The 23703-nt window shown below is 70.5% G+C and carries 23 protein-coding genes; 10 read left to right on the top strand and 13 right to left on the bottom strand.

Translation table 11 applies throughout. From position 1 onward, the window contains the following. Positions 1 to 25 precede the first annotated feature (25 nt). From G7043_RS14730 to G7043_RS14720, 3 genes are read left to right on the top strand one after another with little or no spacing between them, the layout of a single operon-like run. Positions 26 to 883: a metal-dependent hydrolase gene (locus tag G7043_RS14730; RefSeq protein ID WP_166046168.1), complete on the top strand. Its 858-nt coding sequence runs from the start codon at positions 26 to 28 to the stop codon at positions 881 to 883. After that, complete coding sequence (locus G7043_RS14725) at positions 883 to 1779, top strand: PDR/VanB family oxidoreductase (protein WP_166046167.1); 897 nt, start codon at positions 883 to 885, stop codon at positions 1777 to 1779. Before G7043_RS14730 ends, G7043_RS14725 begins: the two co-directional genes overlap by 1 nt. 2 nt (positions 1780 to 1781) lie before the next feature. Beyond that, on the top strand, positions 1782 to 3395 hold the full coding sequence (locus G7043_RS14720) for an SDR family oxidoreductase (RefSeq protein WP_313887880.1): 1614 nt from the start codon (positions 1782 to 1784) through the stop codon (positions 3393 to 3395). Positions 3396 to 3497: 102 nt separating this feature from the next. Here the strand turns inward: G7043_RS14720 and G7043_RS14715 are convergent, their stop codons facing one another. From G7043_RS14715 to G7043_RS14685, 7 genes are all read right to left on the bottom strand, one after another. Then, complete coding sequence (locus G7043_RS14715; protein WP_166046165.1) at positions 3498 to 3914, bottom strand: tetratricopeptide repeat protein; 417 nt, start codon at positions 3912 to 3914, stop codon at positions 3498 to 3500. A gap of 54 nt (positions 3915 to 3968) precedes the next feature. Continuing rightward, positions 3969 to 5411, bottom strand: coding sequence for a carboxylesterase/lipase family protein (locus G7043_RS14710; protein ID WP_166046164.1), 1443 nt, complete (start codon positions 5409 to 5411; stop codon positions 3969 to 3971). Between the two features lie 50 nt (positions 5412 to 5461). After that, on the bottom strand, positions 5462 to 6430 hold the full coding sequence (locus G7043_RS14705; protein ID WP_166046163.1) for an NAD(P)-dependent alcohol dehydrogenase: 969 nt from the start codon (positions 6428 to 6430) through the stop codon (positions 5462 to 5464). Between the two features lie 66 nt (positions 6431 to 6496). Beyond that, on the bottom strand, positions 6497 to 8539 hold the full coding sequence (locus tag G7043_RS14700; RefSeq protein ID WP_166046162.1) for a hypothetical protein: 2043 nt from the start codon (positions 8537 to 8539) through the stop codon (positions 6497 to 6499). Positions 8540 to 8548: 9 nt separating this feature from the next. Beyond that, complete coding sequence (locus tag G7043_RS14695; RefSeq protein WP_313887879.1) at positions 8549 to 9145, bottom strand: VOC family protein; 597 nt, start codon at positions 9143 to 9145, stop codon at positions 8549 to 8551. After that, complete coding sequence (locus G7043_RS14690) at positions 9142 to 10482, bottom strand: dihydrolipoyl dehydrogenase family protein (RefSeq protein WP_166046161.1); 1341 nt, start codon at positions 10480 to 10482, stop codon at positions 9142 to 9144. The genes G7043_RS14695 and G7043_RS14690 overlap by 4 nt, the downstream gene beginning before the upstream one ends. After that, positions 10482 to 10928, bottom strand: coding sequence for a VOC family protein (locus tag G7043_RS14685; RefSeq protein WP_166046160.1), 447 nt, complete (start codon positions 10926 to 10928; stop codon positions 10482 to 10484). The genes G7043_RS14690 and G7043_RS14685 overlap by 1 nt, the downstream gene beginning before the upstream one ends. Positions 10929 to 11040: 112 nt before the next feature. Here G7043_RS14685 and G7043_RS14680 point away from each other — a divergent pair, with 112 nt between their 5' ends. Then, positions 11041 to 13713: a helix-turn-helix transcriptional regulator gene (locus G7043_RS14680; protein ID WP_166046159.1), complete on the top strand. Its 2673-nt coding sequence runs from the start codon at positions 11041 to 11043 to the stop codon at positions 13711 to 13713. 7 nt (positions 13714 to 13720) lie between these two features. Here G7043_RS14680 and G7043_RS14675 read toward each other — a convergent pair whose 3' ends face one another. The 4 genes from G7043_RS14675 to G7043_RS14660 form a co-directional block, all read right to left on the bottom strand. Then, a complete protein-coding gene (locus tag G7043_RS14675; protein ID WP_166046158.1) occupies positions 13721 to 14719 on the bottom strand; it encodes a hypothetical protein in 999 nt (332 codons plus the stop codon). 148 nt (positions 14720 to 14867) lie between these two features. After that, a complete protein-coding gene (locus tag G7043_RS14670; protein WP_166046157.1) occupies positions 14868 to 15614 on the bottom strand; it encodes an SDR family oxidoreductase in 747 nt (248 codons plus the stop codon). 81 nt (positions 15615 to 15695) lie between these two features. Further along, positions 15696 to 16562 carry an RNA polymerase sigma-70 factor gene (locus tag G7043_RS14665; protein WP_166046156.1) on the bottom strand — a complete coding sequence of 289 codons (867 nt, stop codon included), beginning with the start codon at positions 16560 to 16562 and terminating at the stop codon, positions 15696 to 15698. A gap of 52 nt (positions 16563 to 16614) precedes the next feature. Continuing rightward, positions 16615 to 17127 (bottom strand): GNAT family N-acetyltransferase, encoded by a 513-nt coding sequence (locus G7043_RS14660; RefSeq protein WP_166046155.1) that lies wholly within the window; start codon positions 17125 to 17127, stop codon positions 16615 to 16617. A 29-nt stretch (positions 17128 to 17156) separates the two neighbouring features. On the opposite strand from G7043_RS14660, the gene G7043_RS14655 reads away from it, so the two are divergent. Beyond that, positions 17157 to 17663: a DinB family protein gene (locus tag G7043_RS14655; protein WP_166046154.1), complete on the top strand. Its 507-nt coding sequence runs from the start codon at positions 17157 to 17159 to the stop codon at positions 17661 to 17663. On the opposite strand, the gene G7043_RS14650 is transcribed toward G7043_RS14655, so the two are convergent. Then, entirely contained in the window at positions 17660 to 18967 is a 1308-nt protein-coding gene (locus G7043_RS14650) for an NAD(P)/FAD-dependent oxidoreductase (RefSeq protein ID WP_166046153.1), read from the bottom strand. The genes G7043_RS14655 and G7043_RS14650 overlap by 4 nt on opposite strands. Positions 18968 to 18977: 10 nt before the next feature. Further along, entirely contained in the window at positions 18978 to 19775 is a 798-nt protein-coding gene (locus G7043_RS14645; protein ID WP_166046152.1) for an IclR family transcriptional regulator domain-containing protein, read from the bottom strand. Between the two features lie 121 nt (positions 19776 to 19896). On the opposite strand from G7043_RS14645, the gene G7043_RS14640 reads away from it, so the two are divergent. From G7043_RS14640 to G7043_RS14620, 5 genes are read left to right on the top strand one after another with little or no spacing between them, the layout of a single operon-like run. Further along, positions 19897 to 20256 (top strand): muconolactone Delta-isomerase, encoded by a 360-nt coding sequence (locus G7043_RS14640; RefSeq protein WP_313887878.1) that lies wholly within the window; start codon positions 19897 to 19899, stop codon positions 20254 to 20256. Positions 20257 to 20277: 21 nt separating this feature from the next. Further along, positions 20278 to 21396, top strand: coding sequence for an acetyl-CoA C-acetyltransferase (locus G7043_RS14635; RefSeq protein WP_166046151.1), 1119 nt, complete (start codon positions 20278 to 20280; stop codon positions 21394 to 21396). Continuing rightward, the gene (locus G7043_RS14630) at positions 21393 to 22154 is read left to right on the top strand and encodes a CoA transferase subunit A (protein ID WP_166046150.1); all 762 of its coding nucleotides are present in this window, start codon (positions 21393 to 21395) and stop codon (positions 22152 to 22154) included. The genes G7043_RS14635 and G7043_RS14630 overlap by 4 nt, the downstream gene beginning before the upstream one ends. Continuing rightward, positions 22138 to 22764, top strand: a complete 627-nt coding sequence (locus G7043_RS14625; protein WP_166046149.1) for a CoA transferase subunit B — start codon at positions 22138 to 22140, stop codon at positions 22762 to 22764. Before G7043_RS14630 ends, G7043_RS14625 begins: the two co-directional genes overlap by 17 nt. 10 nt (positions 22765 to 22774) lie before the next feature. Continuing rightward, a complete protein-coding gene (locus G7043_RS14620; RefSeq protein ID WP_207311145.1) occupies positions 22775 to 23668 on the top strand; it encodes an LLM class flavin-dependent oxidoreductase in 894 nt (297 codons plus the stop codon). Positions 23669 to 23703 lie beyond the last annotated feature (35 nt).

Raw genomic sequence — 23703 nt, 5'->3', positions numbered from 1 at the left:
CGTAGTAATTGTCGGGAGGTCTGCGATGGAGCCGGACAACCTCGTTCTGCAACCGCGTGACGTGCGGTTCGACTGGTCGGCGCTGCCGATGCACTGGGTCCCGGACGAACCGGTGGCCACGCACGTCATGAACGTCCTGCACCTGCTGCTGCCGGAGGGCGAGCGCTGGTTCGTGCGGACGTTCCAGCAGGCGGTGCCGCTGATCGAGGACGACACGGTGCGCGAGGACGTGCTCGGGTTCATCGGGCAGGAGGCGATGCACGCCGAGGCGCACAGCGAGGTGCTCGACCACCTGCTCGCCAATGGCCTCGACCCGCGGCCGTTCACGCGGCAGATGGAGCACGTGTTCCGGCGGATCCTCGGGCCCAAGCCGGGCCTCAGCGAGGAACAGGCGCGTGAGCAGTTGATCGAACGGGTCGCGATCGTCGCCGCCGTCGAGCACTTCACGGCGTTCCTGGGCGACTGGATGCTGAACGCCGACGCGCTCGACCGGGCGGGCCTCCACCCGGTGATGCTGGACCTGTTGCGCTGGCACGCGGCCGAGGAAGTCGAGCACCGCAGCGTCGCGTACGACCTGATGTGCCATCTCGATCGCCGGTACGTGCGGCGGGCTCGCACGATGTTCCTGGTGGCGCCCATCCTGTTCTGGCTGTGGGTGCGGGGCGCGCGGTTCATGATGCACGCCGACACGACCACAAAAGTGCGGCTCACGTGGCGCGAGACGATGCGGGCTGGGCGGCGCGGGTTGTTGCCGAAGCTGTCGGACCTCTTCCGGGCGTTCCTGCGGTACTTCCACCCCGCGTACCACCCGAAGCAGGAGGGGTCCACGAGTCAGGCCGTCGCGTATCTGGCGTCCTCACCGGCCGCTCGCGAGGCGCACTGATGCTGGGAGCGCTCACGCGGTTCGGCACCCTCTACGACGCCGCGGTCACCCGGTTCGGCGGCCGGGCACGTCCTGGCGTGGCACGGGATGCGTTGTGGCTCAACGTCGTCGAACGCACTGAGGTCGCGGACGGCGTGGTGAGCCTGCGGTTCGGCGGAATGGCGCTGCCCGCGTGGCAACCGGGCTGCCACGTCGACCTGCACCTGCCGTCCGGACTGCGCCGCCAGTACTCGCTGTGCGGCGATCCGTCCGAGAACACCTACCGGATCGCGGTGCGCGCGGTGGGTGCCGGGTCGCGCGAGGTGCAGGCGTTGCGGGTCGGTGACCGGATCCAGGTGCGGGGGCCGCGCAACGCGTTCCCGTTCGCCGGCATCGGGCCCGTGGTGTTCGTGGCGGGCGGCATCGGGATCACGCCGATCCTGCCGATGGTGCACGCGGCCGCGCGGCGTGGTCTGGACTGGCGGCTCGTGTACTGCGGGCGGTCGATGGCGGCGATGCCGTTCCTGGACGAACTGCCGGTCGGCCGGGTCGACGTGCGGATCGGCCGTGGCGGGCCGCTTTTGAAGGACGCGGTACCCCGTGGTGCCGTCTACTGCTGTGGTCCGGCGCCGATGCTCGACCAGGTGTGGGCGGAGTTCTCGTCACGATGGCTGCACTTCGAGCGGTTCAGCCCGCCGCCGATCGTGGACGGCCGCCCGTTCACGGTGGAACTGCGGCGTAGCGGGGTATCCCTGGACGTGCCCGCCGACCGGTCGGCGCTCGACGTGATCAGGGACTTCCGGCCGTCGGTCGCCTACTCGTGCCGGCAGGGGTTCTGCGGCACGTGCGACGTAGGTGGCGTGCGGATCTGCGTGGACCGGCCGACCGGCGACAGGCTAGTTCTGGAGGAACTGTGAAGGTGCGTTCCGGGGAAGTCGAACTCGCCGTGCGGGTGCGCGGTACGGACGGGCCGACCGTGGTGCTGGTGCACGGGTATCCGGACACGCACACCGTCTGGGACCGCGTGACCGCCCTGCTGGAGAAGGACTTCCGCGTCGTCACCTACGACGTGCGCGGCATGGGCGAGTCGACACCGCCGTCCACTGAGGACGGTTATCGGCTCGAACACCTGGCACAGGACCTGTTCACGGTGATCGACGAGGTCAGCCCGGACGCGCCGGTGCACGTCGTCGGCCACGACTGGGGCTCGATCCAGGCGTGGGAGGCCGTGACGACGCCCGGCGCGCGGATCGCGACCTTCACGTCGATCTCCGGGCCGTGCCTCGACCACATGGCCCACTGGTCGCGCAAAGGCCTGTCGATCGCGCGCCTCCGGCAGCTCGCCCGGTCCTGGTACATCGGCGCGTTCCACCTGCCGGTGCTCGCGCCGCTGTTCTGGCGCCTCTACCTCGGGCCGCGCTGGGGAGGCGTGCTGCGGCGACTGGAGGGCGTGCGCGCCGAGCCCGCTCCCACGATCACGAGGGACGCCGTGCGCGGGATCTCGTTGTACCGGGCCAACATCCGCCCGGTCATGCGCTCGCCGCGGCACCGTCTCGCGCCCATGCCGGTGCAGGTGATCCAGCCGACCCGCGACCGCTACATCCGCACCGAGCCGCTGGACCTGGAGCGCTGGGTGCCGACGCTGCGCCGACGCAGGATCGCCGCGGGGCACTGGGCGCCACTCAGCCATCCCGCGCCGCTCGCCCGGATGATCAGCGAGTTCATCGCGGACTCCACTCCCCCGCGCGAACTGGTCGTGATCACCGGCGGTGGCAGCGGCATCGGCCGGGCGACCGCGGTGGCGTTCGCTCGCACCGGCGCTCGAGTGGTGGTGTCCGATGTGGACTTCGCCGCGGCCGAGGAGACCGCGGACATGGTCGACGGCCACGCCTACGAGGTCGACGTGCGCGCAGAGGAAGCGGTGCGCGCGTGGGCGCGGCAGGTCGCCGACGAACACGGCGTGCCCGATGTCGTCGTCAACAACGCCGGCATCGGCCATTCGGGGTCGTTCCTGTCGACGTCGACCGAGCAGTGGCAACGGGTCTTGGACGTCAACCTGTGGGGCGTCGTGCACGGCTGCCGGGCGTTCGGCGAACTGATGGTCGAACGCGGAGAGGGCGGCCACATCGTGAACCTGTCCTCGGCGGCGGCCTATCTGCCGTCGAAGATCCTCTCCGCGTACGCCACCAGCAAGGCGGCGGTGTTCATGCTGTCGGACTGCCTGCGCGCCGAACTCGCGCCGCACGCCATCGGCGTCAGCGCGATCTGTCCGGGTCTGGTGAACACGAACATCACCGCGACCACGACGTTCTCCGGTGTCAGCGCCGAGGAGCAGAGCCGCAAGCAGGAACGCGCGTCCCGCATCTACGCCCGGCGCGGCTTCGGTCCCGAGGGCGTGGCCGCGGAGATCGTGCGCGCCGTCCGCCGCAACCGGCCGGTGGTGCCGGTGACGGCGGAGGCGAAAGCAGCCCGGCTGGCGAGCCGGGTCACACCAGGCCTGTTGCGCACGTTCGCGAAGCTAGACCTCGGCTAGCCCTCACTCACCCGTTCGGGTGGTTGATGAGGGGAGCTTTCCTCAACCTGGGGTTTGGGAAAGCTCCCCTCATCAACGTCCCAGGGTGGGCGCGAGCGCCGCCTAGAGCGCGGCTGGTTCCCCGCCGAGAGCGGCGGCCAGCCGGAGCCAGGGTGCGGCCTCGTCGGGCCGGCCCTGCCGCTCCAGCGTGCGTCCGAGCAGCAGGTGGGCGTAGTGCTCGACCGGGTCGCGGTCCACGATCACGCGGAGCTGCGCCTCGGCCTTGCCCAGCTGCGCCGAGTGGTAGTAGGCGCGGGCCAGCAGCAGGCAGAGGTCCGTCTGGAACGGCACTTCCTCGGCGAGCTCGGCGAGCAGTTGCGCGGCCTTGATGTAGTCCTTGGCCTCGAACAGCAACTGCGCCCGGTCCCACTTGCCGGCCGGGGTGTCCGCCTGCCTGGGGTCGAACAGGTGCGTGGCGGTGACCCAGCGGTCTGCCGCCACCTCACCGTTCGGCTGATATGAGTTGAAGTTGTCGTTCATCGAACCTCCCTTCCGGACGCGTACAACGTCGTCCAGCGGCAGGTATTCCACGGGTCAGCGCAGCGGTTCGAAGCGGTGCCCCGCCCAGATCCGCCGCGACGTCTCCTCCGGATACGGGACGACGGCCGCCGGCACGTCGAAGACCTGGGTGAGCCGGGCGTCCGGGTCGTAGGAAGGCCAACCGGGATCGCCGTGGAGTGCGAACCCGGTCCACGCCTGCCGCATCTGCGCGGACACCTCCTCGGTCTCCGCGGTCAGTTCGCCGAGCACGGCAGCGGCCTGTCCCCGGTCGAGGTTGCCGAACACGAGCGGCACGTCGACGCCGTGGCACGCCCGGAAGATCTCGGTCGGCTCCCAGGTCACCTCGTAGAGGTGAGCCCGTCCGCCGCCCGCGACCTGCGCTTCCGCCAGGTGCAGCGACGGCATCCGGAACAGCCAGTCCGAGCAGACCAGCTCGAACAACTCCTCCGGCTCGGCGTCCGGATATTCCAGTCCCGGAGCGAGCACCTCCAGCGCCTTCGCGGCCTGCTCCGGCGTGATGCTGCCCGCCAGGCCCTCGATCACCGACAGCAGGCGCTGTTCGTGCCGCGTGTGGCCGACGATCAGGTCGACGTCCTTCGCCGCGCCCTTGGCCAGCGCCTCCCACGGGGTGACCGGCAGGACGTCACCGTCGACGACCGGCGCGAACGGGATCTGCTTGTGCCCTGCCTGTCCCCAGCTTCCGGGGTTCTCGCGCATCTCCGCCAGCATCTCGTCGGCGGCCAGCGCCAGCATCCACGGATCCGCCTCGCGCAGGTCGTCCAGGGTGGGGACCCAGCCCAGTCCGGCCGCGACCACCGCGGCGATGCCGGAGGCCAGTTGGGGAGTGAAGTACGCGCCTGGCACGCTGCTCGCGATCGCCCGGTGGAACAACCCCGCGGCCCGTGGCATGGCGAGCAGCGCGGCCACCGAACCGCCGCCCGCCGACTGCCCGAAGACCGTCACGCGCGCCGGGTCGCCGCCGAACGCGCGGATGTTGTCGCGCACCCATTCCAGGGCGGCGACCTGGTCCAGCAGGCCGCGGTTCGGCGGAGCGGCGTCGACAGCACCGAAGCCCTCCATGCCGACGCGGTAGTTGAACGTCACCACGATCACGCCGTCCCGGGCGAGACGGGCGCCGTCGTACTCGGGCAGGCCCGAGGTGCCGAGCAGATAGCCACCGCCCTGGATCCACACCATGACGGGCAGGTTCGCGGCGAGGTCGGGCGACCAGACGTTGACGGTCAGCCAGTCGTCGCCCTGGACGCCCAGGTCGTCCGTGCCGAACAGCGCTGACTGCGGTGGAGGCGGACCGAACGCCAGCGCGTCCCGCACGCCGTCCCACGCGGCGGGCGGCTGGGGTGCGGCGAACCGCAGGTCTCCCACCGGCGGCGCGGCGAACGGGATGCCGCGAAAGACCTCCAGCCCCAATTCCGAAGCGCCCCGAACCGTTCCACCGCTCACGCGAGCCTCGACCATCCGCGGATCCTCGCCGCCGCGCCCCGCCGAGCGCCAGGGAATTTCCGCGGTCAGGCCGTGATCACGACCTTCGCCCGCGCGTGCGCCGACTCGACGTGCCGGATCGCGTCGGGCGCCTCGGTCAGCGGGTAGGTCCGCTCGATCACCGGCACCAGCCGTCCCGACTCGGCGAGGTCGCGCAGTGCGGCCAGGTTCTCCTTGCTGGGCTTGGCTTCCAGCACCACGAGCCGCTGCCGCGCGAACGGGCCGAGCACCTTGCCCTGGATGATCAACCGGTACGGGCCGAACAACGCGCCACCGGTGAAGCTGCCGCCGCCGGAGAGCACCAGCGTGCCGTCCGGGGTGAGCAGGCCGCGCAACGCGCTCATCGACCGGTTGCCGACCAGGTCGAAGACGACGTCATAGCGTTCGCCGCCCTGAGTGAAGTCCGCGGTCTTGTAGTCGATCACCACGTCGGCGCCTGCCGACCGGACCTGCTCGACGTTGCGCGTGCTGCACACCCCGGTCACGATCGCCTTGCGCGCCTTGGCGATCTGCACCGCCATCAGCCCGACACCGCCGGACGCGCCGTTGATCAGCACCTGCTGCCCGGCCTGCAGGTCGCGCAGTCCCATCCACGCGGTGTTGCCCGCCAGCGGCAGCGTCGCCGCCTGCTCGAACGTCAGGTTCACCGGCTTGCGTTCCACCAGCGCCGCGGGCACCCGGACGTACTCGGCGAAGGACCCCTCGACCTCGCCGAACACCTCGTCCCCCACCTGCAGCATCCCGCTCACGCCGGGCCCGACGGCCTCGATCACGCCCGCGAAGTCCATGCCGCGAATCCGTGACTTCGGCCCGCGCAACCCGAGGAACAGCCGGGCGAAGTACGGGTCGCCACGCATGATGTGCCAGTCGGCGGCGTTCACCGACGACGCCCGCACCCGTACCAGCACCTCACCCGCCGCCGGTACGGGCCGTTCGACCTCTCGCAGCTCCAGCACGTCCGCCGAGCCGTATCTGTCCTGGACGATCGCCTTCATCGCGGCCTCCCTCGCTTGCCCAGGAAGTTAAGCCGCGACAACGCCCCGACGCATCAGGGACGACCCCTAGGGCGGCCACCCGATGTCGTCCGACCGCATCCGGTCGGCGAACTCCTCGGCTTCGGCGAAGTCCTTCGCGTACTTCTCGGCGCGTCCGGCGCGGAAGTCCTCCGACGGCGGGTCCGGATCCGGATTCTCGTCCGGAAGCAGGTCGTGAGGCTCGACGTGCTCGAGGAACGCGACGAGCTCCGGCCGCCCGGTCCTGATCAGTTCCTCGTGCCTCTCGACGGGAAATCCGCAGGACGAACGGGAGCCGTGATAGCCGTCGATGACGCCGAGGAACATCGCGTCGAGGTTCGGGAACGACTCCACGGCCACCACCTCCGCCGGCAACGACGCGCTGTTGCGGCGGTGGTTCGCGGTCCAGACGTCCTGTTCCAGGTCGAGCTCCAGCAGCCGCTGCGCCGCGCGGGACCGGGCGAGATCCACCAGGCCGTCGTCACCGATGACGTTGTCGTGCAGGCCGAGCTCCCACAGTTGTGGCAGCACCGGCCACTCGGCGAGCGCGCGGGCGCCGTTCGAACCGATGTTGTTGTAGGACAACGAAAGGCTGTCGAGCAGCGGGGCTGACGCTGGCAGCGAGGAGAGGTCGGCGTCCCCGAGAGCGCAGTCGTCCAGGTGCCACGTCCGCAGCGTGCGCCACGCCGCCGCGTCCGGCGCGGAAGTCAGACCGCCCAGCGGATTGCCCGACACGACCAGGGTTTCCAGCGGCAGCTCCAGCACCGCGCTCAGCCCTGCACTGGTGAGCCCGGTCGCGGAAAGGTCCAACGTCTTCAACGCAAGGCACGACCGTGCGACGGTTTGCGCGCCCGCGTCCCCGATCGGCTGCATGTCCCCACGGCTGTAGTGCGGCGAACCACCACTGCCGCCGCTGAGGTCGAGGTGTTCGAGTGCGGGCAGGCGTGCGGCGAGGAGTTTCCGCACGCCTTCCGCACCGAACTTGTTCTTGCTCAGGTCGAGGTACCGCAGCCGGGGGTAGTCCGCGGCCACCGCGTCCGCGGCGCGGTCGGTGGCGACGAGGTCGGCGAGCACGATCTTCTCGACGGTCGCGGGATCAACAGCACCCAGCACGCGTGCGATCGCCTCGTCGCCGATGGGGAGCGTGCGCAGCGTCAGCTCGGAAAGCCGCTCCACCACACCACTTCCGGCGATCGCCTCCACGCCTCGCGCGCCGAGTCCTTCGCGGCCCATCCCCATGGACGTGCCGTGGGCCGTCAGGCTGCGCAGGTTCGTGAGTTTCGCGAGGGAGAAGAACTCCTCGCACGCGACGTCGTCGGCCTCGATGACGTTGCCGAAGAACGACCTCCACAGCGGCGACTTGCCGTCACGGCCGCAGCGGAACCCGATCGCGAGCCGGTCCAGCGCGGCCAGCTGCGGGCAGGCGGCCAGTTCGCGAGCCTCCTCCAGACTCGCCACGAGCACCTCGGCGGACGTCAGGTCCGGCGCCAGGTCGTTGCGCAGCAGGTGAATCAGGTCGGGTGCGCGCAGGCCGGCGTGCCGCAACCGGGTCGGCCGGTCGATCAGGATCGGCGGAATCTCGAAGTGCCACAAGCTTTCCCACGCCCGCACGGCCACCAGCGACTCGAGCCGCGTGACCGCCTCACCGGCCGCGAACCGGGCGAGTGCGGCGGCGTCGAACTCCATCAAGCCGCTGAACTCGGCGGAGCGCAGGTGTTCCCAGTGTTCGGCGTTCTCCGCGAGGGCCGCCGCCTGCTCGTGGTCGTACCAACCGAGCTGCAGATGACTCACCGCCCGTACCTCCGCACGGACGCGCGGATCCGGCAGCGACAGCTTGCGCAGTCCGTTGTGGTCGCCGCGGAGGTCGAGCGATCGGACCAGTCGCCACACCGGTTTGGTGAAACCGGACTCCAATGCGGCGAGCCAGGACCACGGTGCCTGACGCGTCTCGTCCGGCCAGGCGGAGAGTTGTTCTTCGCACCACGCAAGGAGTTCCGGTTGCGCACCGGCTCTCGTGACGGCAGCACAAAGCGCGCGGAACGCCAACCTGGTCGGCGTTCCGCGCAGCGCTCTTTCGACTTCGGGGATCACTCCCGCAACCTACTGCGGCAGCTGCTCGCCCGTCTGCTCTTTGACCATGTGCTCGGCGTACCAGTCCGGCCAGTTCTCGTCGTACTCGCCGCCGTTGCGCTTCTCGTGCTCGCCGTGCGCCACCGCGGCGCGGCGCAACGCCGAGGCCAGGTCGGTGATCGACCCGTAGGACGTGTCGTCGGCGTCGACGCGGCCGGGCAGCCGGGTCGTGACCTCCTGCAGGATCCACAGGTTGCCGTCCGGGTCGGCGAACTCGGCGCGGGTGAAGTAGCTGCGCCGGTCGGGGTCCGCGCCTTCGACGGGACCGTCGGGGCCGCCGTGGTAGAGCGGGCCGACCTTGACGCCGGCGGCGAGCAACGCCTCGTGCGTCTCGACGATGTCCGAGACGATCAGGAAGTGCCGTCCCGAACCGGGTGCCGCGGTCGTGACGCCCTCACCGAAGTGGATGGACGCGTTCGAACCGTGCGGGGTGAACTGCACGACCCACGGCGGGGTGACGTCCTGGCGCCAGCCGAGCCGGCTGTAGAACTCCTTGGCGCGCTCGACGTCGGTGACTCCGATGACGGTGACTTCCAGCTTCATGTCGATCTCTGCCAGGTTCTTCACTTCGCTACTTCCTTTGCCAGGTCGCGGAGAGCGTTGAGGAACGCCTCCGAAAAGGTGGGGAACGGTTGGATGACGTCGAGCAGCAACGGCAGCGGGAGCTTCGCGCGGATCGCGACGGTGGCCTGCTGCAGCCACTCCCCCGCTTCGGGGCCGACGGCGTAGGCGCCCGTGAGGACTTCGCCGTCGGACACGAGGGTCAGGAAACCGGGTCGCGTGGCGTACTCACGGGTGTAGGTCGCCGTGCGCGCGACACCGGACAGGTGGGCGGTCGCGGTGTACTTTCCTTCTGCCGCACCGACCGCGGCGACTTCCGGCGAGGTGAACACGACTCGCGGAACGGCGCTGTAGTCGACCTTCGCCGGTCGGCCCAGGATGTTCGCGGCGGCGACCCGGCCCTGGTACTTGCCGACGTGGGTCAGGTTCCACTGGCCCGTGACGTCGCCGACCGCCCAGATCCCGTCGGTCACGTTCATCCGTTCGTCGGTGCTCAGGCCGTGCGGATTCGGTTCGACACCAACGGTTTCGAGCCCGATGCCGGTGACCCGCGGCCGGCGGCCGGTGGCGACGAGGAGCTTGTCGCCGCGCAGCCGGGTGCCGTCCGGGAGGTCGAGCACGTACTCGTCGTTCTCGAACCGGGCGGCGGTGGCGTGCACGCCGAGGTGCAGCTCGACGCCTTCCGCTGCCAATGCCTCGGTGAGCGCGCGGCCGGCCGCCTCCGGTTCGCGGGGCAGCAACCGGTCGGCGCCCTCGACCAGGGCGACCTCGGCACCGAGACGCAGGAACGCCTGCGCCATCTCGACACCCACCGGTCCGCCGCCCAGGATCAGCAGCCTGCCAGGGATCTCCTGCACACCGGTGGCCTCGCGGTTCGTCCAGAAGTCGAGCTCGCGCAGACCGGGGATCGGCGGGATGAACACCTCCGAGCCGGTGGCGATCACGATGTGGTCGGCCGTGTAGGTCTGGTCGCCCACCGCCACGGTGTTCGGACCCGCGATGCGTCCGTCACCGCGCAGCACGTCGATGCCGGCTTCACGGGCCCACTTCTCGCCGCCCGCGTCGTCGTACGACGACACCATGAAGTCGCGCCAGGCCAGCACGGCCTTGGCGTCGATCTTGCCGGTGATCGCCTCACGCGCGCCAGGCACGTCCTGCGCTGCGGCGACGGCCTCGCCGGGCCGCAACAGCGTCTTGGACGGAATGCACGCCCAGAACGAGCACTCGCCGCCGAGCAGTTCGCGCTCGACCAGGGCCACTCGCAGCCCCCCGTCGGCGACGGCGGCGGCGAAGTGCTCGCCGGGTGACCCGCCGCCGATGACGATGACGTCGTACTGGTGCATCACACACGTCCCGGGAGGCGCGTCGTGACCTCCTGCAGCACCCAGCCGTTGCCGTCGGGGTCGCTGAACGAGAGGTACGAGCCGTAGCTAGTGCGGTCGGGAGCGGGGCCGTCGACCCTCGCGTCGGTGCCGGCGTGGTGGAAGATGCCGGTCTTGTCGTGGAAGATCTCGCTGACCTCGACACCGCGTCCGACCAGGTCCTCGCGGGCGGCCACGACGTCGTCGACGATCAGGTGCAGGCCCTCGGTGCTGCCCGGCACCGCGTTCGTCACGCCGGTGCCGAAGATGATCGACGCGGGCGAACCGGGCGGGGTGAACTGGGTGAGCCGGTAGCCCTCGTCGTCGGCGAACTCGGCGTCCTGGCGCCAGCCGAGCGTCTTGTAGAAGTGGATGGCCCGGTCGACGTCGCTCACCGGGATGACGGCCACCTCGAACTTGTAGTCCATCGGGGTTCAACTCCTTCGGTCGTTTCTTCGATGAGTTGAGATTGCTCGCGCCAGGGGGTCGCTCGAACCCGTGGAACTCCCTGGTCGCCCCCTGGCCCGTAGGCTCGGACCCGTGTCGGACGAAGGTCTGCTCGGCAGACGCGCTGAGGGCGAGACGCTTGACCGGCTGCTCACGCAGGCGCGGACGGGCGCGGGTCAGGTGCTGGTCCTGCGGGGTGAGGCCGGAATCGGCAAGACCGCGCTGCTCGACCACGTGTCGGAGCGGGCCTCCGGGTTCCGCGTCGCGCGGGCCGCCGGGGTGGAGGCCGAAAGCGCGTTCCCCTACGCCGGGCTGCACCAGCTGTGCGTGCCGTTCCTCGACCGGCTGGACCGGCTGCCCGCACCGCAACGAGAAGCGCTCGGCACCGCGTTCGGGATGGCCACCGGACCTCGGCCGACGCGGTTCATGGTGGGGCTGGCGGTGCTGACGCTGCTCGCCGAGGTCGCCGACGAACAACCGCTGGTGTGCCTGGTCGACGACGCCCAGTGGCTCGACTCGATGTCGTCCGCGGTGCTCGGGTTCGTCGCCCGCAGACTGCTCGCGGAACGGATCGCGCTGGTCTTCGTGCTGCGCGAGGGCAACGACCACCTCGACGGGCTGCCCGAGCTGTTCGTGCGCGGCCTGGACGACGCCGACTCCCGTGCCTTGCTGGAGTCGGTGATCAAGGGACCGGTGGACGGCCGGGTGCGCGACCGGATCGTCGCCGAGGCCCGCGGCAACCCGCTGGCGTTGCTGGAGCTGCCGCGCGCGTGGACGACCGCCGAACTGGCGGACGGGCTCGACTCCGGGCCGTTGACCAGCCGGATCGAGCAGGGCTTCGTCCGGCAGATCGAACCGCTGCCCGCCGACACCCGGTTGCTGATGCTGACCGCCGCCGCCGAACCGCTCGGGGACGCGACCCTGCTGTGGCAGGCGGCCGGTCTGCTCGGGCTGGGCGCCGATCCCGCGGCCGCCGCGCTCGGCACCGGCCTGATCGAGTTCGGCGCACGGGTCCGGTTCAGGCATCCACTGGTGCGCTCCGCCGTGTACCGCTCGGCGTCCGCTGTGGACCGTCAGCGCGTGCACCGGGCGCTGGCGGACGTCACCGATCCCGCGATCGACCCGGACCGCCGCGCGTGGCATCGCGCACACGGCACCACCTCACCGGACGAGGAGGTCGCCGCCGACCTGGAGACCTCGGCGTCGCGCGCCCAGGCTCGCGGTGGTCTGCTCGCCGCGGCCGCGTTCCTCGAACAGGCCGCCGTGCTCACCCCCGAACCCGGCCGCCGCGCGTCTCGTGAGCTGGCGGCGGCCCGGTCCAAGCGGGACGCGGGCGCACTGGACGCGGCGCTGCGGCTGTTGTCCGCGGTGGAGGCCGGTCCGCCGGACGAGCGGCGCAGCGCCGAGATCGAGCACCTGCGCGGGCACATCGCGTTCGACCGGCGCCGGGTCGCCGACGCCGCGCCGCTGCTGTTCAGCGCCGCCCGCCGGCTCGCCCCGTTCGACGCCGACCTGGCCCGCGAGACCCACCTGGAAGCCCTGTCGGCCGCGATCTGGGCCGGTTCGCCGCTGGCCGACGCCGCCCGCACCGCTCCGCCGCCGCGCACGCCGCCGTGCGCGCTGGACCTGGTGCTCGAAGCCCTGTCGATCCGTGTCACCGCGGGCTACCGAGCCGCCGTGCCGCTCATGACCCGCGCGCTCGACGAGGTGCGCGGGCTGAAGGTCGGCGCCGACGACATCAGCCGCGTGCCGTGGCTGTTCGGCAACCGGGCGGGCGGCATCATCGCGAGCGAGCTGTGGGACTTCGACACGCGCCGCGCGTTCGCCCAGCAGCAGGTCCGCCTCTCCCGCGACGCCGGCGCCCTCGTGCAGCTGCAGTTCGCGCTGAACTTCCTGGCGGACAACGAACTCATGGCCGGTGAACCGGCCGCCGCGCAGGCTTTGCTCGAGGAGGACGTGCGCATCTCCGAGGTCACCGGCACGCCGCCGGTGGGCTACGCGATGCTGCTGCAGGCCGCCTTCCGCGGTGAGGACAAGGCCACCTCCCTTGGTGCGCAAGCACGTTCGGACGGTCAGGGCCGGCTCGCGACCATCGCGGACTGGACGCTCGCGATCCTCCACAACGGACTGGGCCGCCACGACATGGCCCGCGACGCCGCGGTGCGCGTGTTCGACTCCGACGCCCTGGGCTACAGCAGCCTGATCGCCACCGAACTGGCCGAGGCCGCGTCCCGCACCGGTGACGCCGAGCTGGCCGGCCTCGCTCTCGAACGGTCGGCGGACTGGGTCGACACCGCCTGGTCGTTGGGCGCCAAGGCTCGCCTGCGCGCGCTGAACGGTGCTGCTGAAGGCTTCCGCGAGTCGATCGACCACTTCGCCCGCACGTCGCTGAAACCCGAACTGGCTCGCGCGCACCTGCTGTACGGCGAGTGGCTGCGCCGTGAGGGCCAACGCGTCGAAGCTCGCGAGCACCTCCGCACAGCACACGAGATGCTCATGGCCTGTGGCATGTCCACGTTCGCCGACCGCGCTCAGCGCGAACTGCAGGCGACCGGCGAAACGGCCCGCAAACGCACCGCCGACCCCACCGACGAACTGACCGCGCAGGAGTACCAGATCGCCCGGCTGGCCCGCGAGGGCTACTCGAACCCGGAGATCGGCACGCGGTTGTTCATCAGCCCGCGGACCGTGGAATGGCACCTGCGCAAGGTGTTCGGAAAGGTCGGCGTGACCTCGCGCCGCCAGTTGCGCGACGCGAGGTTCTAGTCGCGGTTCAGCTGACGACCCACTTGAAGGCCCGCACGGGCGAGACCGACTCGTAGCCGGTGTAGCCGACGATCACACCGGCGTTGTTGATCCCCGTGAGACGCCCGATGTACTCGCCGTCCGGCCAGGGAAGAGTCCGCTGCTCGTTCTCGGTGCTCCAGAGGACCGGCTCGTAGTTCACGGTGCCGACCACCGACCCGTTGCCGTCAATTGAGACGATGTAGCTCTGGTCGCCGAGTTCGGTCAGCTTCCCGTTCCGGTCCCACTTCACCGTCCTGGACCGATTGCCGATGTCCGCCTGGCCGGCCACGTCGCCGTGCCGGTTCACGGCTTGGCCCAGGGCCGTACCACCGCCGGGCAGTCCGGGAAGCAGGGTGAACGAACCGTCCGGGTTCCAGCGCACCGCCCGCGTCGACTCGCCGGCCGTGTAGACCCAGCCGGTCGCGAAACCGTTCGGCGAAACCGCGTTGACCTGACTGGAGGAGGTGCCGGCCGGCAGCGGGAGCTCGGACCGCGTGCCGTTCGCGTCCCACCGCCACGCACGCCACGTGTCGAGGTTCGACGGTTCGAAGCTCCAGCCGTAGACCGCGCCGGCGTCGTCGATCCCTGTGACGCGCGTGTTCTGATGACCCGGCGGCGAGCTCAGGACGGTGTGCGTGCCGTCCAGGTTGAACCGCAGCGCGACCGCCACCAACCCAGGTGCCGACGTCTCGGCGGCGACGACGCCCGTGCTGTTGATCGCTTTCGCTCTGACGAATCCCGCGTCGGCCGGACCACCGAGGTCCTTCACCGTGCCGTCGGTGTCCCATCTCACCGCGCGGACCTTGCCGTCGACCGTCGCGGATCCCACCGCGACGCCCGCGTCGTTGATCGCTGCCGGTTCCTGGCCGGTGGTACCGGGAAGCTTGCTGAACTCCGTGATCGTCGTGGCCGCGTGGGCTGGTGCGGTGACGAAGACCGCTGCCGCCATTGCCGCGGACAACACAAAACCAACTGATCGACTCATCTCGTCCCCCCAGAATCTGTGAGTCACCCTGCGTCGACCGTAACAGCGGGGAGATCATCAACGTAAGGGTTGATCAGCCCTTGTCAGCAGATGTGACCGAGCGCGCACCAGTGGACGGGCCATTCCGAAGCCCGTCCACTGTGGACCTTCAGTTGCCGGCGGCCAGCCAGTCCCGCAGGCTCGTCGGCTGCAGCTGCGCGCCCGCGTTCGGCACGAGCTGCTTGCCGGTCAGGAACGTGCCGAAGTACTTGGCCTGCGGGTCACCGATGACCTCACGAGAGTCGTTGCGCTGCCTGAGAACCGTGCGGATCCACCCGTCCATGGTGAGCTCCTCCGGCCCGCCGATCTCCAGCACGCCGCCGACCGGCTCGGTCGCCGCCGTCCGGCCGACGACCGCGGCGACGTCCGAGGCCGCGATCGGCTGCACGCCACCGTGCGGGAGGTGCACGGCGCCGTCCACCTCGGCCGAGTTCGCGATGGCGCCCGCGAACTCGAAGAACTGGGTGGCGCGGATGATCGAGTACGTGAGGCCCGATTCCTCGATGAGCTTCTCCTGCGCCGCTTTCGCGCGCAGGTAGCCGGACTCGGGCAGTTCGTCCGTGCCGACGATCGACAGCGCGACGTAGTGGCCGACGCCGGCCTCCTTGGCGGCCTGGGTCAGGTTGGTCGTCGCGGCGGTGAAGAAGTTCATCACGTCGTCGTCGGCGAACGACGGCGAGTTGGACACGTCGACGAGCACGTCGGCGCCCTGCAGGACCTCCTTGACGCCCTCACCGGTCACCGTGTTCACGCCGCTGTTCGGAGACGCGGGCACGGCGTCGTGGCCGTGCTCACCGAGCCGCTTCACGACCTGGCTGCCGATCAACCCGGTGCCGCCGATGACAACGATCCTCATGGGTCCGTCCCTCTCGTGGTCCCCGCCGGAGTGCGGGTGTTCACGAGCTAAGACAGGACAGCCCCCGCGGTTGTGACAGACCTACTGAAACGCCTTGAGCTTCTCGGGGTTGACCAGCCACAACACCTGGTCGATGCCCTCCTCGGAGGCGCTCACGGTGATCACCGCGTAGGTGCCGTCGTCCTTGCGCAACCGGACCGCGGTGAGCCCGTTCGCCTCGACGAACGACGCCTCCGCCCCGGCCCAGAACGACGGCGCCCAGCCCGAGATGATCTTCGCCAGGCTCTGCGCCCCGAACAGCGGACGCCCCGCCGCCCTGATCGCGCCGTTGCTGTCGGACCAGCTCACGACGTCCTGCGCGAACAGCTTCTCCAGCCCGGCCAGGTCTCCCGCCTGTGCCGCCGCCACGAACGCTTCGAGGAGCTTGCGCTGATCAGCCTTCTCGACGGGCGCCCTGCGCTCGTCCGCGAGGTGCTTGCGCGCCCGGCTGACCAGCTGCCGGGTCGCGACCTCGCTGGTCTGCACGATCTCGGCGATCTCCCGGTAGGGGTAGTCGAACGCCTCGCGCAACACGTACGCGGCCCGTTCGGTCGGCGTCAGCTTCTCCAGCAGCATCAGCACCGCGAGTTCCAGCACCGCGCCCTGCTCGGCCCCGACCTGCGGGTCCGAGCTCGTGTCCACCGGCTCCGGCAGCCACGGCCCGACGTAGGTTTCGCGGCGGGCCCGCGCGGTCTGCGACTCGTTGATCGCGAGCCGGGTGATGGCCGTCGCCAGGTAGGCCTCGGGGTTGAGCACGGCGGCGCGGTCCGCGAGCTGCCAGCGCAACCAGACCTCCTGCACCAGGTCCTCGGCGTCGGCCACGCTGCCGGTCATGCGGTAGGCGATGCCGAACAGTCTCGGCCGGGCCGCCGCGAACGCCGACTCGGCCTCGTCGAGCTGCTGCGTCATCGGACCGCTCCCCTCTTCCACCGCCACGCTAGCGCTGTTGCGGGCGGGCAGGTCATGTGTCGCCCGGCACGTCGAGGTCCTTGATCAGCCACAGCAGCAACCCGTGATCCACGGTGACGGTCTCACCCTCCCGGACCGGTGTCGCGCCGCGGCACACCCCGCGCCCGTCCGGGACGTAGCCGCGCCGGGCGTACATCCGCTGGGCCGGGCCGTACTCGGCGAACAGGCCCACGGTGATGCCGATCCTCGGGTGGCCCTTGGCGCGGGCGAGGTTCTCGGCCGCGTCCATCAGCCTGGTGGCGATGCCATCACCGCGGTGCTCCGCTGCCACGGAGATCTGGTGGACCAGCGGGATGCCGCCGAGGGCCGGGTTGTTCGACCGCCAGCGCACGGTGACGATGCCCACGACCTCGTCCTGGACCGCCACGAAGCTGGATCCCCCGCCGGACGCGTGGTCCGCCAGGTGATCGTGCGCTTTGGCCTCATCGCCGGTGACCTGGTCGGTGAGGAACCGGACCACCGGCCCGCGCAGGTCTTCATCGAACAAAACCAATTCCGGGTGCACGAGATCATCCTGGCGCCCAGACTGGCCGCGTGACCACCGAACGCCCCAGCCCGCCGATGCAGGGCGACGAGCGCGAAACCCTGCGCACGTTCCTCGACTTCCATCGCGCCACCCTCGCGATGAAGTGCGAAGGCCTGTCCGACGACGACCTGCGCCGGCGCTCGATGCCCCCGTCCACGCTGACGTTGCTCGGCCTGGTGCGGCACATGGCCGAGGTCGAGCGCACTTGGTTCCGCAAGGTCATCAACGGCGAAGACATCCCGTTGGTGTGGTCGGACGACAACGACTACCAGGTGGCCTACGACGCCTCGGGTTCGAGCCGCGCCGAGGCGTTCGAGGCGTGGCAGAACGAGGTCGAGCACGCGCGCAAGATCGAGCGCGAGGCCGAGTCGCTCGACGTGACGGGCTACCAGCCGAGGTGGGGCGAGCAGGTGTCGTTGCGCTTGGTCATGCACCACCTGTGCCACGAGTACGCGCGGCACAACGGCCACGCGGACTTCCTGCGCGAGGGCATCGACGGCGTCACCGGGGCCTAACCGGTTCCGGCGGCGTTCGGTGGCAGGTCCGCCCTGGCCAGGCTGATGCCCATGTCCGGCACCACCCCGAAGTGCGTGATCTGCCGGCCGCCGCCCAGTTCGGTGATCCAGTTCGCGGCCGTCCGGAACCGCCCGTACGGCAGGTCCATCAGGTGGTAGCCGCGCGTCACGGCCTTGGCCGGCAGGCTGGTCAGCGGCACGCCCAGCGGGTTCGCGACCGCCTGCCAGCCGCCGAGGTCGACCACGAAGCCCAGGTCCTTGTGCTTGTACTCGCGGGCGGTGCCGTGCCCGAGCGACGCCGCGATGTTGATCGCCGCGACCCGGCCCTGCCGTTCGGCGTGCTGGGCGGTCATGGCGGTGATCTCGCCCGGCCGCACCAGGTCCGGCACGGCGGCCGCGTCACCGGCGGCCCACACGTTCTCGCACACCTTCAAGTGCGTGTCGGTGTCGATACGGCCGTTGGTGGCGGGCATCTTCAACGTGCTGACCAACGGGTCCGGTCGCACGCCCACACACCACACGACTGTGCGTGTCTGGATCTCGGTGCCGTCAGAGAGCCGCGCGCACGTGTCGGTCATGTCCTTGAGGCTGGTCTCCAGCCTGACCTCGGCGCCCCGCCTCTCCAGGACCTTCTGCGTCGGGCCGGACAGCCGCGGGTCCAGGCCCGGCAGCACCCGTGGCGCGACGTCGACGAGGATCCACCGCGGTGGCACGTCGCGAAGGCCCGGCAGGTGGCGCCAGGCGTCCTGCGTGAGCAACTGCGTCTGCGCGAGCACTTCGGTGCCCGTGTAGCCGGCGCCCACCACCACGAACGTGCACCGCGCGCGGCGTTCCTCCGGGTCGTCGGACTGGTCGGCGAGCTCCAGTTGCCGCAACACGTGGTCGCGCAGGTGGATCGCCTCGGCGACGGTCCGGAAGCCCTTCGCGTGCTCGGCGACGCCGGGGATCGACAGCAGCCGGGTGACGCTGCCGGACGCGATCAGCAGGCGGTCGTAGGAGAGCGAACGGGACCGGCCCTCGACGTCCATCACCTGCACGCACTTCTGCGCCAACGAGATCCCGGTCGCCGCGCCCAGCACGACTTTGGTGCGCTTCAGGGTGTTCCGCAGCGGCACCGCGACCCGGCGCGGGTCGAGCACGCCGCCGGAGACCTCGGGCAACAGCGGGATGTAGAGCATGTAGTCGGCGGGGTTGATCGCGACGATCTCGGCCGTGTCCTCGGTGAGTGTGCGTTCCAGCTTGCGCAGACAGTGGAATCCGGCGAACCCGGTACCGATCACCAGGACCCGCGGCCGAGCGGACATGTGTCCTCCGTCAGTGGAAGCCCTCTCGCCGCGCTGGGCTCCGGTGGCCCAGATCGGCGCTGATCCGTGCTGCGGCGTCGAGCAGCAATGGCACCACATCACTCCTGATCGCCTCAACAGTTGATCGACCGACGGAGGTGGAGGACGCGAGCGCCGCCACCACCTCGCCGGACCGGTCGCGGACCGGCGCGGACACCGAGAGCAGCCCGATCTCCAGTTCCTCCGCGACGATCGACCACCCGTCCGAGCGAACCTGCGCCAGCACGCCGCGCAGCGCGTCGGCGTCGGTGACCGTGTGCCGGGTCAGGGCGGGCAGCCCGGCCGCGATGATCTCCTCGATCACGACGTCCGGTGCCCAGGCCAGCAGCACCCGCCCCATCGACGACGCGAACGCCGGGATGCGGGTGCCGATCGACACGTTGATGCTCATGATCCGCCGCACCGGCACGCGGGCGACGTAGACCGCGTCACGTCCGTCCAGCGCCGCGAGCGACGCCGACTCACCGGTCTTCGTGGACAGCTCCAGCAGGTGCGGATGCGCGAGTTCGATCATCGCGTTCGACGCCGAGTAGTGCTGTCCGATGCTCAGCACCCGAGGCGTCAGCGACCACCTGCTCCCGTTCGCGCGCACGTACCCGAGTCGTTGCAGCGTGAGGAGAATCCGGCGCACGGCCGGACGGGACAACCCGGTGGCGGCGGCGAGCTCCGCGAGGTTCGGGGTGATCCGCTCCTCGTCGAACGCGAGCAGCACCGCGAACCCGCGCTCGATGCTCTGGATGAAGTCGCGCTCGTCCGGACCGCTCGTCATCGGCCCATCCTCCCGTTGACAGCACCACGAAGCCCGGTGCACTCTGATGTAACCGCAACGCGTACAGATTGTACGCACAGCGTACAGGAAGAGCAGGAGATGGGACTCAATCGCCGCGGCTGTGGGTATTCCGGGTCACCGCAACAACCCGCTGCTGCCGGACGGCCGTCGCGGACTTCACCAGGAGGTGACCGTGCTCTTCCACGTGCGGATGGACGTTTCCCTGCCTCACGACCTCGACCCGAACCGCCGCGCCGAACTCCTCGCGGCGCAGCAGGACCGGGAGCTGGAGCTGCAGAAACTCGGTGTGTGGCCGCACCTGTGGCGGGTCGTCGGGCAGTACAGCGACATCGGCGTCTTCGACGTGCCGTCCAACGACGAACTGCACGCGTTCCTGTCCTCGCTGCCGCTGTGGGAGTTCACGGAGGTCGAGGTGACGCCGCTGGCGCAACACCCCTCCGACCTGGCGGCCCGGCCATGACGCCCAAGACAAGGAGAGTTCATGCGTGACGCCGTCATCTGCGAGCCCGTCCGCACCCCGGTGGGTCGCTACAACGGTGCCCTGAAGGATCACACCGCCCAGGAGCTGGGCGCGATCGTCGTGCGGGAGCTGATGAACCGCACCGGTCTCGATCCGTCCTCAGTGGACGATCTGGTGCTCGGCCACTGCTACCCCACGATGGACGCGCCGGCGATCGGCCGGGTCGTGGCGCTGGACGCGGGTCTCGGAATCGGCGTACCGGGCGTGCAGCTCGACCGCCGCTGCGGGTCCGGGCTGCAGGCCGTGCTCAACGCGGCGATGGCCGTGCAGACCGGTGCGCAGGACCTCGTGCTGGCAGGTGGCGTGGAAAGCATGTCGAACGCCGGCACCGATGCTTTGGCGCGCGGCCGCGTTTCCGCTGGTGGCGTCAACTTCCCGGTATCCGGCGGCATGCTGGAGACCGCCGAGAACCTGCGCCGCGAGTACGACATCTCGCGATCGGAACAGGACGAGCTGGCTCTGCGCAGCCACGAACGGGCGGTTGCCGCCCGCGGCCGGTTCGCGGACGAGCTGGTGCCGGTCGGTGACTTCGTGGCGGACGAGCACCCGCGGCCGGGTTCGACGCTGGAGAAGCTCGGGTCGTTGAAGACGATCATGGACGTCGACGGCGCCACGGTCACCGCCGGGAACGCGAGCGGGCAGAACGACGGCGCCGCGATCTGCGTGGTCACCCATCCTGAACGCGCTGCGGAACTGGGCCTGCGTCCGTTGGCCCGCCTGGTGTCGTGGGCTTCGGCAGGGGTCGAACCGGCGCGGATGGGCATCGGGCCGGTGCCGTCGTCCGCGCGGGCGTTGCGGAACGCGGGCCTGAAGCTGGACGACATGGACCTGATCGAGCTGAACGAGGCGTTCGCCGCGCAGGTGCTCGCCGTGCTCCGCGAGTGGGGTCTGACGGACCACGACCGGCTCAACGTCAACGGTTCCGGCATCGCGCTGGGCCACCCCGTCGGGGCGACCGGTGCGCGGATTCTCGCGACGATGTTGCGCGAGCTGGAGCGGCGGGACGGCCGGTACGCGCTGGAAACGATGTGCATCGGTGGCGGGCAGGGGCTCGCCGCGGTCTTCGAGAGGGTCTCATGAACAAGGTCGTGGCCTCCGCGGCGGAAGCGGTGTCCGATGTGGACGACGGCGCCACCGTCGCGGTCGGCGGGTTCGGCCTGTGCGGCGTGCCCAAGGTGCTCATCAACGCCCTGTACGACAAGGGCGTCGGCTCGCTCGGCATCGTGTCGAACAACTGCGGCGCGATGGACCAGGGCCTCGCCGTCCTGCTCTCGGCCGGCCGGATCGCGCGCGTGACCGGCTCGTACATCGGCCAGAACAAGGAGTTCGCCCGCCAGTACCTCGCGGGCGAGATCGAGGTCGAGCTGATCCCCCAGGGCACCCTCGCGGAACGGCTGCGCGCGGGCGGCACCGGCATCCCCGCCTTCTACACGCCGGCGGGTGTCGGCACGCTCGTCGCGGACGGCGGCCTGCCGTGGCGCTACCACCCGGACGGCACCGTCGCGATCGCCTCGCCGCCCAAGGAGGTGCGCGAGTTCGACGGTCGCGAGTACGTGCTGGAACACAGCATCCGCACCGACTTCGCGCTGGTCCGGGCCGCTCGCGCGGACCGGTTCGGCAACCTGGTGTTCGAGAAGTCGGCCCGCAACTTCAACCCGCTGGCCGCGATGGCGGGCCGCGTCACGATCGCCGAGGCCGAGGAGCTCGTCGACGTCATCGATCCTGACGAGGTGCACCTGCCGGGCATCTTCGTGCAGCGGGTCGTGGAGCTGTCGCCGGAGCAGGCGACCGACAAGAGCGTGGAGTTCAGGACGGTGCGCGATGCCCTGGAGTCGTGACGAGATGGCCGCCCGCGCGGCCCGCGAACTGCGTGACGGCGAGTACGTCAACCTCGGCATCGGCGTGCCGACGCTGATCCCGAACCACCTGCCGCCGGGCGTGGAGGTGGTGCTGGAGTCCGAGAACGGCATCCTCGGCGTCGGCCCCTACCCCACCTCGGAGGCCGTCGACCCGGACCTGATCAACGCGGGCAAGGAGACCGTGACCACGCTGCCCGGCGCGTCGTTCTTCGACTCGGCGCTGTCGTTCGGCATGATCCGCGGTGGCCACGTCGACGTGGCGGTGCTGGGCGCGATGCAGGTGTCGGCGCGGGGTGATCTCGCGAACTGGGCGGTGCCCGGCAAGCTCGTCACCGGCATCGGCGGCGCGATGGACCTCGTGCACGGCGCGCGCCGCGTGATCGTCGTGATGACGCACACCGCCAAGGACGGCAGCCCGAAGCTCCTGGACGAGTGCACGCTTCCGTTGACCGGCAAGGCGTGCGTCGATCTAGTGATCACCGATCTCGGCGTGTTCGACGTGACGCCGGACGGTCTGCGGCTCGTGGAACTGGCACCGGGTGTGTCCGAGGAAACCGTGCGGGAACGGACGGAAGCCGAGATTCTCTAGTCTGGCCGGCATGGGGATTCGGCTGTCGGTGCTGGACGCGTCTCCGATCGTCCAGGGCTCGACCCCGCGGCAGGCGCTGATCGACACCACCGACCTCGCGGAACTCGCGGAGGAGCTGGGATTTCACCGGTACTGGGTGCCGGAGCACCACGGCATGCGCGGGGTCGCCAGCTCCTCCCCCGCCGTCCTCGCCGGGCACCTGGCGTCCGTCACCGAACGCCTGCGGGTCGGATCCGGCGGCGTGCTGCTGCCGAACCACCCGCCGCTCGTGGTGGCCGAGCAGTTCGGCACGCTCGCCGCCTTGCATCCCGGCCGGATCGACCTCGGTGTCGGCCGGGCGCCGGGCGGAGCGCCGCACGTGGTCTCCGCCCTCCGCCGCACCGACCGGCCCTACCGCGAACAGTTGGAGGAGCTCCAAGCGCTGCTCGACCCGGCGGACACGACCGCCGTGCCGGTGCGGGGCGGCAACGTGCCGGAACTGTGGCTGCTCGGCTCCTCCCCCGGCACCGCGGGCCTGGCCGCCGAGCTGGGGGTGCCCTTCGCGTTCGCCCGGCACCTCAGCCCTGACCAGAACTGCCGTGCCGAGCTGGTCAGCGTGGCGGCGATCTGCGCGGAAGACGACGACCGGGCCGAGTGGCTGGCCGGGCCGATCCGGGCCAAGGTGCGCAGCCGTCACGAGGGCAACCGGATCCTGTTGCCCAGCCCGCACGACGTCACCGCGCAGCCCGACGACGGCCGTGTGCTGGTCGGCGGGCCGGAGACGATCACCCGCAAGCTCCAGGCGGTGCTCGACGAGTCCGGCACCGGGGAGCTGATGATCACCACGCCCGTCTTCCACCACGCGGACCGTCGTCGCAGCTACGAGCTGATCGCGTCGATCCGCAGCGCGCTCGCCGCGCCGTGAGAAACACGGCGTGCTCGAATGTCGAGATCCAGAGG

It is taken from the genome of Lentzea alba (genome assembly GCF_011067745.1).
Taxonomy (GTDB): domain Bacteria; phylum Actinomycetota; class Actinomycetes; order Mycobacteriales; family Pseudonocardiaceae; genus Lentzea; species Lentzea alba.
Note: the sequence above shows the minus strand (reverse complement) of the source record. Positions and strands in the feature narration are given on the sequence as shown.

What these genes read in the sequence shown, in the direction of transcription:
- G7043_RS14645 (WP_166046152.1), bottom strand. Translation starts at nt 19,775, where the DNA reads ATGACGAGCGGTCCGGACGAGCGCGACTTCATCCAGAGCATCGAGCGC.
- G7043_RS14670 (WP_166046157.1), bottom strand. Translation starts at nt 15,614, where the DNA reads ATGAGGATCGTTGTCATCGGCGGCACCGGGTTGATCGGCAGCCAGGTC.
- G7043_RS14685 (WP_166046160.1), bottom strand. Translation starts at nt 10,928, where the DNA reads ATGGACTACAAGTTCGAGGTGGCCGTCATCCCGGTGAGCGACGTCGAC.
- G7043_RS14730 (WP_166046168.1), top strand. Translation starts at nt 26, where the DNA reads ATGGAGCCGGACAACCTCGTTCTGCAACCGCGTGACGTGCGGTTCGAC.
- G7043_RS14690 (WP_166046161.1), bottom strand. Translation starts at nt 10,482, where the DNA reads ATGCACCAGTACGACGTCATCGTCATCGGCGGCGGGTCACCCGGCGAG.
- G7043_RS14710 (WP_166046164.1), bottom strand. Translation starts at nt 5,411, where the DNA reads ATGGTCGAGGCTCGCGTGAGCGGTGGAACGGTTCGGGGCGCTTCGGAA.
- G7043_RS14725 (WP_166046167.1), top strand. Translation starts at nt 883, where the DNA reads ATGCTGGGAGCGCTCACGCGGTTCGGCACCCTCTACGACGCCGCGGTC.
- G7043_RS14715 (WP_166046165.1), bottom strand. Translation starts at nt 3,914, where the DNA reads ATGAACGACAACTTCAACTCATATCAGCCGAACGGTGAGGTGGCGGCA.
- G7043_RS14675 (WP_166046158.1), bottom strand. Translation starts at nt 14,719, where the DNA reads ATGAGTCGATCAGTTGGTTTTGTGTTGTCCGCGGCAATGGCGGCAGCG.
- G7043_RS14705 (WP_166046163.1), bottom strand. Translation starts at nt 6,430, where the DNA reads ATGAAGGCGATCGTCCAGGACAGATACGGCTCGGCGGACGTGCTGGAG.
- G7043_RS14635 (WP_166046151.1), top strand. Translation starts at nt 20,278, where the DNA reads ATGCGTGACGCCGTCATCTGCGAGCCCGTCCGCACCCCGGTGGGTCGC.
- G7043_RS14620 (WP_207311145.1), top strand. Translation starts at nt 22,775, where the DNA reads ATGGGGATTCGGCTGTCGGTGCTGGACGCGTCTCCGATCGTCCAGGGC.
- G7043_RS14665 (WP_166046156.1), bottom strand. Translation starts at nt 16,562, where the DNA reads ATGACGCAGCAGCTCGACGAGGCCGAGTCGGCGTTCGCGGCGGCCCGG.
- G7043_RS14630 (WP_166046150.1), top strand. Translation starts at nt 21,393, where the DNA reads ATGAACAAGGTCGTGGCCTCCGCGGCGGAAGCGGTGTCCGATGTGGAC.
- G7043_RS14650 (WP_166046153.1), bottom strand. Translation starts at nt 18,967, where the DNA reads ATGTCCGCTCGGCCGCGGGTCCTGGTGATCGGTACCGGGTTCGCCGGA.
- G7043_RS14625 (WP_166046149.1), top strand. Translation starts at nt 22,138, where the DNA reads ATGCCCTGGAGTCGTGACGAGATGGCCGCCCGCGCGGCCCGCGAACTG.